This window comes from Nonomuraea angiospora, assembly GCF_014873145.1.
Lineage (GTDB): Bacteria > Actinomycetota > Actinomycetes > Streptosporangiales > Streptosporangiaceae > Nonomuraea > Nonomuraea angiospora.
In genome coordinates this window covers 8,221,690-8,234,740 of the sequence record NZ_JADBEK010000001.1, presented here as the reverse complement: position 1 = coordinate 8,234,740, position 13,051 = coordinate 8,221,690, and the positions used below count along the sequence as shown (strand labels likewise).

Here is a 13,051-nt window from a genome sequence, read left to right as displayed (position 1 = left end):
TTTGCCAACATGATAGGAACAGCGGGCATTTACGGGGGCTTCAACTGTGTACGCCTCCCCGTGACCACTTCCTCACCGGAGACGTTTAATGCGTAACCTGACCAAGGCCGCGTCGCTGGCATTGCTGGCGGCGGCCCTGCTTGTCCCGGCTGTTCCGGCTTCCGCTTCCGCCACGACGGCCGCCGGCGAGCCGTTCTCGGCCTTCGCCGTCAACGTGAAGACCGCGAAGACCGCCAAGGCCGGCGGCAAGCTCAACTTCAGCATCGTCGCCACCAACAAGGGGCCCTACCAGGCCGACGCCTACTTCGTCGGCGGCGAGTTCCCCAAGGGGGTCGACCTTAAGCGGATCATGTACCGCACGAGCGTCAAGGGCACCGAGTGCGGGCTCGAGGGCCGCGCGTTCTTCTGCTTCGTGCCCAAGATCCTGGAGAAGGGTGACTCCATCGCCCTGGTCTTCGAGACCAAGCTCAAGAAGACCGCGACGGGCACGCAGACCGCCAAGCTCGGCGTGGTCTCCTACGACGTCCAGACGGGCATGGACAACATGAGCAAGGAAGAGCTCGACCGGCTCGGCATCCCCGAGCACGGCTACGTGAAGACGGTCAAGACCAAGATCGTCCGCTAGTACGTCCGGTGGAACGTTTCGAGACGCCGGGACCCTACCCCCGCTGAACGTTCCCCGCAGCGTCCGATGGAACGTTACCGGCCACTCGAATATTGGCCGGATGTCCACAGGACGTTCACCGCAGTGTCACCCGGTAGGACGATCACGGCTGCGCCCGCGCCCGAATGCCCGCCCTGCTTCGCGAGCATCGGGCCGGGCGCAGTACCGTGGCTGGATGTGGACCAGCGCAGCCTCCTGATCACCCTGACCGGCCCCGACCGGCCCGGCGTCACCTCGCGGCTTTTCTCCGTTCTGTCCGCCTTTCCAGTGACTGTGGCGGACATCGAACAGGTCGTCATTCGCGGCCGGCTCACCCTCGGCGTGCTCGTCACGTACGCCGGCGGCCCCCCGACGGGCACCGGCACGACCCTCGGCGCCATGTGGACCGCGGTCGAGCGGGTGGCCGAGGACCTCGGCATGGAGGTGGAGCTCTCCACCGGCTCCCAGGCCAAGGAGCAGCGCCGCCGCGGCCGCCTGTCGGTCAGCGTGCTGGGCGCCACGCTCCAGCCCGCCGCCATCGCGGGCATCGCCGGACGCATCGCCGCCGCCGGCGCGAACATCGACCGCATCGAACGCCTCGCCCAATGGCCCGTCACCTGCATCGAGCTGTCCGTCTCCGGCGCCGACCCCAGCTCGCTGCGGGTCGAGCTGGCGGCCGAGGCGGCCGTCCAAGCGGTGGACGTGGCCGTGCAGCGCACCGGCCTGTCGCGGCGCGCCAAGCGGCTGATCGTCATGGACGTCGACTCGACCCTCATCCAGGGCGAGGTCATCGAGCTGCTCGCGGCCCACGCCGGCTGCCTGGACGAGGTCGCCAAGGTCACCGAGCAGGCCATGCGCGGCGAGCTCGACTTCGCCGAGTCGCTGCGGCGCCGGGTGGCGCTGCTGGAGGGGCTGCCGGCCGAGGTGTTCGAGGCGGTGCGCAAGGAGGTCGTGCTCACGCCCGGCGCCCGCACCCTGGTTCGCACGCTCAAGCGGCTCGACTACCGCTTCGCCATCGTCAGCGGCGGGTTCACGCAGATCACCGACGGGCTGGTGGAAGAGCTCGGGATCGACTACTCGGCGGCGAACGTCCTCGAGGTCATCGACGGCCGGCTGACCGGCCGCGTCGTGGGCGAGATCGTGGACCGGCCGGGCAAGGCGCGGGCGCTGGAGCGGTTCGCGAAGGAGGCCGGCCTGCCGATCTCGCAGACGGTGGCCATCGGCGACGGGGCCAACGACCTCGACATGATCGCCGTGGCCGGGCTGGGGGTGGCGTTCAACGCCAAGCCGGTGGTACGGCAGGCGGCCGACACGGCGGTCAACACTCCCTACCTCGACTCGATCCTCTACCTGCTGGGGATCTCCAGGGACGAGGTGGAGGCGGCGGACGCGGAGGACGGCGCCACCCTCACCGCGGGCTGACCGCCACCGCCCATCCTGGGGCCCCAGGATGGGCTCTCTGACCCTCCGGACCGGTACGCGTCCCTGGGGGAGCCTCGGCCCTCTTCCGGCGCTTCCGTGCCACTCAGGGCCCTCCGCGCCCATTGGGACCTCGGCCTCCTCGCGAGCCTCAGCGCCCTGGACACCTCGCTGGACCTCCGCCCCTCAGCCTCGGCGCCCTGGACGTCTCCGCGCCCGTTGAGCCTCCGCCACCTCAGGAGCCTCGGCGCCCTGGACACCTCCGCGCCCGTGGGACCTCGCCTTCTCAGGACCTCTGCTCCCATCGGGACCTCTGCCCTTCCTCGGAGCCTCCGCGCTCCTCTGAGGTCTCCATGCCCCTCGAATCCTTTGGGGCGCCTTCATTTCAGTGCTCGTGGGGCTCCTTAGGGTCCCAGAGCGTTACCAAGCGCCCCTCACCCATCCAGAGCTCATCCCAGTCAGACTCCACCTCGATCACCGCGAACGCGCCCGGCCGGAACACGTAGTCCCCTCCGGCCAGCCCCACGGCCAGCTCATGCACCCCCGGGTTGTGCCCGCACAGCACCACGGTGCTCACCTCGGGATCGACCCGGCGGACCAGCTCCAGCAGCTCATCGGGATACGCCTCGTAGATGTCGCGCTCATAACTGATCTCCGCCTCGGGAAAGGCGATCTCGGCGGTGCTCCTGGTCCTCAGCGCCGGCGAGCACAGCACGACCTCCGGGTCGAGCCCGGCGGCCCGTATCTCGTCGCCCGCCCGCTTGGCGTCCCGCTCGCCCCTCCCGGTCAGCGGCCGCTCCCGATCGGCCAGCCCGGGCACGTGGGCCGCCTTCGCATGCCGCAGCACAATCAAGGTCCGCACCAGATCACCCCGTCCTCGAAGCCCAGACGGCCAGCCCGACGATCACGGCCAGGATGACGAGCATCACCAGCAGAATCAGGCCCAGGGTCTTGCCACCACTGGGCTGCTTGTCACCTTTCACGTCGCCCAGTTTCCCACCGGACCACCCCGCCTCCACGTCCGCCTTCACCCTCCCCTCCCCACCCCATCGCCCACGTCCCAATGAGGCGGCGGTGCTTTGGGGCGCCAACGTCGGCGTGGGATCGGGCGGGCGTCGCCCGACGCAGAAGCCGACGACCAGCGGCCCCGGATGCCAATGCCGGGAAGAGCCTGGAAAGACGAGACGCCCGCCCCTACGCAGCAGGGCGGGCGTCTCTCCAGGGTATTGCGGTGTTATGAGGCCACGGGCTGGTGCTCGCGGTTGTCGTTGTTGGCCGGTTCGGTGGTCACGGAGCGCCGCTTGGACACCACGATGGCCCCGACCACCACGGCCACCGCCACCACCGTGACGCCGATCCGCAGGGCCGGGTTGCCCGCATACTGCACGACCGCGGGCGCGACCAGCAGCGCCACCAGGTTCATCACCTTGATCAGCGGGTTGATGGCAGGCCCGGCCGTGTCCTTGAACGGGTCGCCGACCGTGTCGCCGATGACGGTGGCGGCGTGCGCCTCAGAGCCCTTGCCGCCGTGGTGACCGTCCTCCACCAGCTTCTTGGCGTTGTCCCAGGCGCCACCGGAGTTCGACAGGAAGACGGCCATCAGCGTGCCGCACGCGATGGCCCCCGCGAGGAAGGCGCCCAGCGGCGCGTACCCGAGGGCGAACCCGACCGCGATCGGCGTCATGACCGCCAGCAGACCGGGCGTGGCCAGCTCGCGGAGCGAGTCACGGGTGCAGATGTCCACGACCCGGCCGTACTCCGGCTTCTCCGTGCCGTCCATGATGCCCGGCTTGTTGCGGAACTGGTCGCGTACCTCGAAGACCACGCGCATCGCGGCCCGTCCGACCGCCATGATCGCGAGCCCCGAGAAGAGGAACACGACCGCGGCCCCGATGACCAGGCCGACCAGGACGTTCGGCTGGTCGACGCTGAGGCTGAAGGTGGAGAACGCGCCGAGCGCGGACTTCACCGCCCCGCCCGCCTCGGCCAGCGCGCTCTCCACCGCGGTGCGGAAGGCGCCGAACAGCGCGGTCGCCGCCAGCACGGCCGTGGCGATCGCGATGCCCTTGGTGATGGCCTTGGTGGTGTTGCCGACCGCGTCCAGGCTGGTGAGGACGCGGGCGCCCTCGCCCTCGACGTCGCCCGACATCTCGGCGATGCCCTGGGCGTTGTCGGAGACCGGCCCGAACGTGTCCATGGAGACGATGACGCCGACCGTGGTCAGCAGGCCGGTGCCCGCCAGCGCCACCGCGAACAGCGCGATCGTCACGTTCCCGAACCCGAGCAGGAACGCGCCGTAGACCGCGCCGCCGATGACCAGGGCGGAGTAGACGGCCGACTCCAGGCCGACGCTGATGCCGGCCAGGATGACGGTGGCCGGGCCGGTGGCCGAGCTCTCGCCGATCTCGCGTACGGGACGGCGGTTGGTCTCGGTGAAGTAGCCGGTCAGCAGCTGGATGGCGCTGGCCAGCACCAGGCCGATGAGCACCGCGCCGATGGCGATGAACCGCGGGTCGGCGTCGGACTGCACGGTGGCGCCGGTCAGGCCGCTGAAGCTGTCGGGCAGATACAGGAACGCGGCCACGGCGACGAGCACCGCGGAGATCGCGGCCGAGATGAAGAAGCTGCGGTTGATCGCCGACATGCCGTTGCGGTCGCGGTCGCGCATCCCGGTGACGAAGATGCCGATGATCGCCGTGATCACGCCGACCATGGGGACGATCAGGGGGAAGACCAGCCCCTGCTCGCCGAAGGCCACCTTGCCCAGGATGAGGCTGGCGACCAGCATGACCGCGTACGACTCGAACAGGTCGGCCGCCATGCCCGCGCAGTCACCGACGTTGTCGCCCACGTTGTCGGCGATGGTCGCGGCGTTGCGCGGGTCGTCCTCAGGGATGCCCTGCTCGACCTTGCCGACCAGGTCGGCGCCGACGTCGGCGGCCTTGGTGAAGATGCCGCCGCCGACTCGCATGAACATCGCGAGCAGCGCCGCCCCGAACCCGAATCCCTCGAGCACACCGGGGGCGTTGCCCTGGTAGATGAACACGACCACGGCCGCGCCGAACAGGCCGAGGCCGACGGTGAACATACCGGCCACACCGCCGGTACGGAACGCGATGCGCATGGCGCGCTTCTCGCCCGATTCGTTGGCCGCGGCGGCGACACGGACATTTCCGCGCACGGCCAGCCACATGCCCATGAACCCGGTCAGCGCGGAGAAAACCGCCCCGACCACGAAGAAGATCGAACGCCCGACGACTACTTCCGTTTCCCCCGGTAGCAGGAGCAACAGGATAGGTATTGCGACGACGAAGATCGCCAATGTGCGAAACTGGCGCCCTAGATAGGCGGCGGCGCCTTCTTGTACGGCACGCGCGATGTTCTGCATGCGCTCCGTGCCTTGGCCGGCGGACAGCACTTCGCGCACCAGGCCGCCTGCGACGGCTAGTGCGATCAGTGCGACCGCGGCGACCACGATCACGATGGTGAGATTGTTTCCACTCAGGGCCAGATTTGACGCTGGCTCCGCTGCCAGCATGTGCCTGCTCATCGTTCTCCTCGGCAAGACCGGTCGTCCTGCCCGGGCGGTGCTGCAGTTTTCCTCGGCGGGTGTTGCGGCACCATCCGGGTTGTGGGTGCCGCTTCCGGTTGAATCCGCGTTCCGCCGGATCACCTTGGCCGGTGCCGGGAGTCTACGCAGGCACTGAACGGATATGAAGGCTCTCGAGGTGGCTAATTGTGCGCGCGTCCAGTAATCCCCTGACAGCGGGCCGGTTTGCGGCCTGACAGGCGAAATTTCCCCGGGTTTACGGTCATGAAAACCTCCGGATAGTGCCGGACCGAAACTTGGCCCGCCTGGAGCGATGCTGGAGGGACCAGAGAGGCGGAACCCGACCACCGGAACGATCGCCCACGATCCTCCCAGCCGCCCACCACCGCCACCCGACCACGGCACCGCCACCCAGGACACGACACGCGGTGCCCCACCCGCGCCTACCTCACCGGGCCCCCGTGGCTATGGCCACATCGGACGCCCACCCACGCCGCGGACCGCCCCTCATCCGACGACCGGAACACCCATCGCCTCCGGCGACACAGCCTCCTCGAACGCCCTTCCGCGCGCGCAGGCGTACGTCATCCGACGACCGGAACGCCCATCGTCCCCGGCGACACGACCCCGTCAGACGACCTTCCACACCGAGGACCGCACATCGTCCGACGACCGGAACGCCCGTCGGTGCCGTCGACACGGCCCCATCGGACACTCATCCACGCCGCGGACCGCACCTCATCCGCACTCGCCGCGCCGCTCGCCTCGCAGACCCGCAACCCACTCGCCTGCCGCCCGACCGCCCCATGCCTCAGACCCGCAACGCCATTGGCCTGCCACGGGACCGCCAGCCTCACAGACCCGCATGCCGCTCGCCCCATAGACCCGCGACACCGGCGCGCCTACAGACCCGCAACGCCACTCGCATGCCGCCCGACCGCCCCACGCCTCACAGACCCGCAACGCCACTCGCATGCCACAGGACCGCCAGCCTCACAGACCCGCATGCCGCTCGCCTCACAGACCCGCAACGCCGCGCGCCTCACAGACCCGCATGCCGCGCGACCGCCCCACCACGAAACCGCCCACTCCGCGAGCCCGCCTGACCGCCGCTCCACCAGCCCGCCTGACCGCCCGCCGCGCCGCCCGCCCCGTAGCCCGCCTGATGACCGGCCGAGCCCGCCCGCCCCGCGAGTTCGCCTGGCCGCCCACCGAGCCCGTCCGCCCCCGCTTGCCCCATGCGACAGTCCACCCACGGACTCCCTTTGCCCCTCGGGGCACCCATAGGGCTGTGCGCCCCGCGAAGCCGCCCTCGCCCAGTGCGACCGCCCGCCCACGAACCTCGTTCGCCCGTCGGGGTCATCCGTTGGGCCCACTTCGCTACACGAACCCCCGTTCACCCCCTGGGCCAGCGGAAGGCGGGAACCACGGTGCCCGTGCGCCGTTACGGCGGCCAGGCACGCGCGGGTCAGCGGGCGTCTCCCTGGAGGCGCTCAGCCACGTGCGGCGGGTGGTGCCGCCCGTGCTCCGCCGTACAAGATGGGGTTTTTAAGCACAGAACGACCGCACGCCGAGCGCCACGAAGGGACGCCCGGCGGAGCGAGGCGGGACGGCGGAGCCGGCTCAGACCTTGGCGGCCGCGGGCCAGCTCATGCGGATGTTCGTGCCCTTCGGGCTGGGGAAGACCTCCACGTCGTCGGCCAGGCCCTCGATGACCGCGAGGCCGAAGCCCGACATGAACGAGTCAGAGAGCATGCCCAGATCGAGGGGCTGCTCCTGCTTGATCTCATCGCTGGGGGCCTGGTCGCTGACAGTGACTTCGAAACGCCCGGAGTCGTCACGCAGCTCGATGCGGATGGGCTCGCCCGGACAGTGAACGCGGTGCGCCTCGACTGCCCGGGAGCAGGCCTCACCCACAGCGAGCCTTACCTCGTCCAGCAGGGACTCCTCCACGCCGGTGCGGCGAGCGATCGCCGTCGCCACCAGCCGCGCGGTCCGCACATGGGCGGGAAGAGCGCTGAACGTCAGCTCGACGGTAGCCATGCTACTTGTCTTTGCCGTGAGCTTCCTTGGCCTCGTCGACCGAAGCGTAGATCCCGAAGACCTTGGTCAGACCGGTAATCCGGAAGATCTTCAGGATGCGCTCCTGGGTGCAGACCAGCTCGAGCGAGCCGTCGTGCGCACGCACCCGCTTGAGCCCCCCGACCAGGACGCCAAGGCCCGTGGAGTCGAGGAAGTCCACCTTCTCCATGTTGACGAGCAGGTGGAAGTTGCCCTTGTTCACCAGGTCGATGAGGAGCTCACGCAATCTCGGCGCCGTGTAGACATCGATCTCACCCTCGACCTCCACGATGGTGAGTCGGTCTTCGGTGCGGTGATCCAACTTCAGATCCACAGATCCTCCAGCGCCTCGCCTGCGAAACTACTCTCTTGGGACTGGCAATCTGGAGCGTGGCCCCAGATCGTCCGACCCTGACGCGCGGCATTCAACCATGCGTCTGGCTTGTGTCTATACGAAATCACGATTCCCGGCGACTTTGCCCATCGATGCAAGACTGGAAACAGTGACTTCCTCCGCATCCTCCCCACAACAGGCGGGTCCACTCCTCCGCCACCTGCTCGGTGTTCCCGCACGTCATGAGCGTGTCACCCATGTGGAGCATGTTCCAGCACGTCGGGCGGGTCAAGCGGGATGGCCCAAGTGGACGCCAGAAGTACTTGTTACGCGCTTGGCGAACCGCGGGGTGACAGGACTCTGGCCTCACCAGTACGAGGCCGCCGACCTGGCATTCCGTGGCCGAAACGTGATCATCTCAACGGGTACGGCGTCCGGGAAGTCGCTGGCGTACCTCACTCCCGCCGTCGCCTCCTGCCTCGACGGCGGCACGATCCTGTACCTGACCCCGACCAAGGCCCTGGCCGCCGACCAGCTGCGCGGCCTGCGCGAGCTGCGCATCACCCAGCTCCGCGCGGCCTGCTTTGACGGCGACACGCCGTTCGAGGAACGTACGTGGGTGCGCAAGCACGCCAACTACGTCCTTACCAATCCGGACATGCTGCACCGCAGCATCCTCCCCCGCCACGCCCAGTGGTCCTCGTTCTTCCGCCGGTTGCGCATGGTCGTCGTCGACGAGTGCCACGGCTACCGCGGCGTCTTCGGCTCCCACGTCGCCCAGATCCTGCGCCGCCTGCGCCGCGTCTGCGCCCGTTACGGCTCGCGCCCCACGTTCCTGCTCGCCTCGGCGACCGCCAGCGAGCCGGGCGCGTTCGGGATGAGGCTGACGGGGCTTGAGATGGACGAGGTGACCGTGGACGCCTCACCCAAGGGTTCCACCACCATCGCGCTGTGGGAGCCGCCCCTGACCGAGCTACGGGGCGAGGGAGGGGCCCCTGTACGGCGTACGGCCACGGCAGAGGCGGCGGATCTGCTGGCGGACCTCGTCCTGGCCGACGTCCGCACGCTCGCCTTCGTACGTTCCCGCCGCGGCGCCGAAACAGTCGCCCTGACGGCCCGCGCCAAGCTCGCCGACGTAGCCTTCTCCCTCTCCACCCGCCACCCCCGCCCCGCAACCCGCCACCAGCCGAACACAACCGGCACGCCCCCGCTGGAAACCAACCCCACCTCCAGCCACCAGCCACGCACAGCCGAACAGGCCACCACCCCCCAGCCAGCCCCCCTGAACCCAGCCCCCACCCTCAACCACCAACCAGGCACGGCCGAGCCCACCAGCGCCACCCCGCCGACCTCCCCCGAACCAGCCCCCACCACCAGCCGCCAGTCGCCAACCGAACCAGGCGGGACGACCCAGGCCACCCTGCTGGAAACGGACCGCCAACCCGGCACAGAGGAGCCGGCGGACCCCGCCACGCCGGAACCATCCCGAACCACCAGCGGGCTCTCCACGACGGACCCGGCGGCCTGCGCCTCAGAGCACACGGGCCCGACGATCGAGCCGGCCTCGGAGAGCTCCCTCACCTGGGCGCTCCCGGACGCCCCCGCCCAGCCGGACTGGAGCGACCTCCCCGACAAGATCGCCGCCTACCGCGCCGGATACCTCGCCGAAGACCGCAGGCTCCTGGAGAAGGCCCTCCGCTCAGGCACGATCATGGGCCTGGCCACCACCAACGCCCTCGAACTGGGCGTGGACGTCTCAGGCCTGGACGCCGTGCTGATCGCGGGCTGGCCCGGCACCCGCGCCTCCCTCTGGCAGCAGGCGGGCCGGGCGGGCCGCGACGGCCAGGACGCGCTCGCCGTGCTGATCGCCAGGGACGACCCCTTGGACACCTACCTCGTCCACCACCCCCAGGCCCTGTTCGGCCAGCCCGTGGAGGCGATCGTCCTCGACCCCGACAACCCGTACGTCCTGGGCCCCCACCTCTGCGCCGCGGCCGCCGAGATCCCGCTGACCGACGACGACCTGCCCATCTTCGGCACCACCACCTCAACGGTCCTCGATGACCTGGTCTCCCAGGGGCTGCTCAGGAGGCGGCCCGCCGGCTGGTTCTGGACCAAGCGGGAGCGTGCCACCGACCTCGCCGACATCCGAGGCGGCGGAGGCGCCCCCATCCAGGTCGTGGAGTCGTCCACCGGGCGCCTCCTGGGCAGCGTGGACGAGCCGTCCGCGCACACGACGGTGCACACGGGCGCGGTCTACATCCATCAGGGCGAGACCTTCCTGGTTGAGCTTCTGGACCTGGAGGCCGGGGTCGCCCTGGTGTCCAGCGCGACCCCGGATTTCACGACGTTCGCTCGCGACATCACCGACATTTCCATCCTCGCCACCCAGCGCTCCCATCCCCTGGGCCCCGGCACGCTCCACTTCGGCGAGGTGGAGGTGACCCGGCAAGTGGTCTCCTACCTCAAGAGACGCCTCCAATCGGGCGAGATGCTCGGCGACGAGCCCCTGGACCTGCCACCCCGCACTCTCCGCACCCGCGCCGTCTGGTGGACGCTCCCCGCCTCGGCGGTCGCGCCGCTCGCCGAGGCGGGCATCGACCTCGGCGGCGCCGCCCACGCCGCCGAACACGCCTCCATCGGTCTGCTCCCCCTCTTCGCCACCTGCGACCGCTGGGACATCGGCGGCGTCTCCACCGAACTTCACGCCGACACGGGGCTGCTCACCGTCTTCGTGTACGACGGCCACGAGGGCGGGGCGGGTTTCGCCGAACGCGGCTACGCCCGCGCGGCCGACTGGCTGACCGCCACCCGCGAAGCCATAACCTCATGTGAATGCGAACGAGGCTGCCCCTCCTGCATTCAATCCCCGAAATGCGGCAACGGCAACGAGCCTCTCGACAAACGAGGCGCCGTCCGCCTCCTCAACACACTGCTGTCTTCTCAGTAAGACGCCCCGGCATCCACACAACAACTGCCACCGAGCGCGGCGCTCAGCGACTATTCTCCGCGCGAGCGGCACCCGCCGCCCGTAAATACCGGCCCGCTGGACCCGCCATCCCGAACACTCCGGACCCCGCTCCACCTGCACTGTCGCACGCCAACCCAGACCTCGGACCCGGTTGATCGATGAGCCGACTCAAATAGCCGATTCAGCTTTCGCCATCTCTATGCCGAGGTCCCACAAAAGCGCGTTCCTCGCCTTCGCCCTTGTTGTCATCGTCGCCGGACCAGAAATCGGCCGCCCCCGGCTGAGGGCGTTCCCAGAATCCGCTGTCCTCCATTGACCGGGGAGACGGCGGCAGATAATCGTCCCAACGATCCTCCATCCGCACGGCGGGCCGGACGGGCGATGCTTCGGCCTCGGGGACATCCGTGACCGCGGAACTGAGCAAGGTGATGCGAACGGGCCCCTGGCGGGTTTCCGGCACGTCTCGCACTTCCTCCACCCCTAACGTGCCGCGGGCCTCCTCACGCTTCCGGTCGAGTGCGGGCGGCGCCGGCGACTGTTCCGGAGCAGCCTCGTCGAAATTCTCCGCGGACACCGGCCGTTGAGCCCGGGACTGATCGGGAACCCGAGTCTTGGCGACGGCCAGGATCACGGCGGGCCGCCGCCGGGGCGGAGCCGTGGTGACCGAAACGCTTTCGTTCGCATGGGCGGTCTGCACCCCGCCGACCGGCGACGTGCTCACACCCGTGGCCGCTGTGGCCGGTCCAGGCGCGGAGCTCTCGCCCGTGGCGAGTGCCCGCCGTCGCGCCCAGGCCCCCGCATGGGCGCCGAACAGCAGCAGGAGGACGCCCGCTGCGACGTAGAGGCCGTACTGGCCGAGGTTCCCGATCGGCGACTCGCTCGACTGCGCCTTCACGTCGGGCTGGACGGAAGCGGTGTCCGCGCCGCCCTTTGCGTCGGATGGGCGCAGACCACCCGTTTCGTCGGTCGTGGGGATCGGCAGGTTCCCGTTCGGATCGGCGTCGGGTATTTCCGGAAGCTTGGCTGTCGTTCGCTTGTGCGTCGTCGGTTTCGTCGTCGGCAGGGTCTGTCTCTTGGCGGGCAGTGTGGGGAGCGGGTCGACGTTCTTGGTGGTCTTCGGGGTCCGGGTGCCGCCGGTCTTCTTCTTCGTCGGCGTGGGCGTCGGCGCGGCGGGGAAGGCGACGTACGCGGCGGCCGAACTGCCCGACCCGATCGACCCGCCGTCGCCGTCACCCCTGAACGCCTTGACCGTGAACCCCACCTTCTGGCCCTTCGCCCTGGCCGGCACGGCGAGCACCGCCCGGCATGTGGACCCGGCGCACGCACTGTCGGCGGGCAGCCTTCCCACGATGCCGGACTGGCTGTTGGAGACCTCGTACGACTGCAGGTCGGGCTCCGAGCCCTTGCTCCAGGTCAGCTGGACCTTGGCGCTGCCCTGCCGGGTCGCGTTCACGTTGCCCGGCGCCTCGGGCGGCCGACGGAGCTTGAACGCACTGCTCGCGTACTGGCTCCCCGTGATCTCTCCCTTGAGGGTCACGGTGAAGGTCCCGTTCGGGGCGTTGCCGGCGTCGAACGTGCCGGAGATCGTCTGGTTCGCTCCCCCTCCGGCGACCTTCCGACTGGGCGTGGAGGGCCCCTCGACGTAGAGCCCCATGTTCAGCTGCATCACGCCCGTGTGCGCGGAAACGGTCACGGACGAGCTCGAAAGCACCTGGCCGTCAGCGGGCGAGGTGATCTGCCCGGACGTGTCGGCCCGCCAAGTCACCGCGGCGGCCTGAGCGGTCCCGCCAAGCGCGATGGAGCCGGCCACGATCATCCCTGTGGCCACCACTCTGCCGACTACCGTCACGACGCTTCCCTCCATCGAGAGCCTCGCGCCGCCTGACCACCCGGGGGCGTTCACGCGACGACCGGAAGTGCAGTCCGCCCGGCCGATACGGTCACCGACCGTCCCCGGACCCGCACCCTAGCGACTTCGCTCCGGCGCTCACGGGCGCCCTGTCACATTCGGCATGGACCGAGGGTAAGCGGAACCTTACGGTAGATACACGACTCTTGGACACCATGTCTAAG

At 69.6% G+C, this 13,051-nt stretch carries 9 protein-coding genes; 3 read left to right on the top strand and 6 right to left on the bottom strand.

Annotation, left to right across the window (positions count from 1 at the left end; all coding sequences use genetic code 11):
* Positions 1-88: 88 nt before the first annotated feature.
* Entirely contained in the window at positions 89-625 is a 537-nt protein-coding gene (locus tag H4W80_RS37695; protein WP_192789420.1) for a DUF11 domain-containing protein, read from the top strand.
* A 216-nt stretch (positions 626-841) separates the two neighbouring features.
* Positions 842-2,065, top strand: a complete 1,224-nt coding sequence (gene serB / locus H4W80_RS37690; protein WP_192789419.1) for a phosphoserine phosphatase SerB — start codon at positions 842-844, stop codon at positions 2,063-2,065.
* A gap of 382 nt (positions 2,066-2,447) precedes the next feature.
* Here the strand turns inward: serB and H4W80_RS37685 are convergent, their stop codons facing one another.
* The 5 genes from H4W80_RS37685 to H4W80_RS37665 form a co-directional block, all read right to left on the bottom strand.
* Positions 2,448-2,924: a SixA phosphatase family protein gene (locus tag H4W80_RS37685; RefSeq protein ID WP_318787245.1), complete on the bottom strand. Its 477-nt coding sequence runs from the start codon at positions 2,922-2,924 to the stop codon at positions 2,448-2,450.
* A 4-nt stretch (positions 2,925-2,928) separates the two neighbouring features.
* Positions 2,929-3,093: a hypothetical protein gene (locus H4W80_RS37680; protein ID WP_192789418.1), complete on the bottom strand. Its 165-nt coding sequence runs from the start codon at positions 3,091-3,093 to the stop codon at positions 2,929-2,931.
* Between the two features lie 203 nt (positions 3,094-3,296).
* On the bottom strand, positions 3,297-5,612 hold the full coding sequence (locus H4W80_RS37675; RefSeq protein WP_192789417.1) for a sodium-translocating pyrophosphatase: 2,316 nt from the start codon (positions 5,610-5,612) through the stop codon (positions 3,297-3,299).
* A gap of 1,623 nt (positions 5,613-7,235) precedes the next feature.
* Complete coding sequence (locus H4W80_RS37670; protein ID WP_192789416.1) at positions 7,236-7,655, bottom strand: ATP-binding protein; 420 nt, start codon at positions 7,653-7,655, stop codon at positions 7,236-7,238.
* 1 nt (position 7,656) lies between these two features.
* Positions 7,657-8,007: an STAS domain-containing protein gene (locus H4W80_RS37665; RefSeq protein ID WP_043629845.1), complete on the bottom strand. Its 351-nt coding sequence runs from the start codon at positions 8,005-8,007 to the stop codon at positions 7,657-7,659.
* Between the two features lie 409 nt (positions 8,008-8,416).
* On the opposite strand from H4W80_RS37665, the gene H4W80_RS37660 reads away from it, so the two are divergent.
* A complete protein-coding gene (locus tag H4W80_RS37660; protein ID WP_318787244.1) occupies positions 8,417-10,957 on the top strand; it encodes a DEAD/DEAH box helicase in 2,541 nt (846 codons plus the stop codon).
* A 202-nt stretch (positions 10,958-11,159) separates the two neighbouring features.
* On the opposite strand, the gene H4W80_RS37655 is transcribed toward H4W80_RS37660, so the two are convergent.
* Positions 11,160-12,827 carry a hypothetical protein gene (locus tag H4W80_RS37655; RefSeq protein ID WP_192789414.1) on the bottom strand — a complete coding sequence of 556 codons (1,668 nt, stop codon included), beginning with the start codon at positions 12,825-12,827 and terminating at the stop codon, positions 11,160-11,162.
* Positions 12,828-13,051: the final 224 nt, after the last annotated feature.

Bases quoted from the DNA above. Each gene is read 5' to 3' on its own strand.
- H4W80_RS37675 (WP_192789417.1), bottom strand. From the start codon at position 5,612: ATGAGCAGGCACATGCTGGCAGCGGAGCCAGCGTCAAATCTGGCCCTG.
- H4W80_RS37695 (WP_192789420.1), top strand. From the start codon at position 89: ATGCGTAACCTGACCAAGGCCGCGTCGCTGGCATTGCTGGCGGCGGCC.
- H4W80_RS37670 (WP_192789416.1), bottom strand. From the start codon at position 7,655: ATGGCTACCGTCGAGCTGACGTTCAGCGCTCTTCCCGCCCATGTGCGG.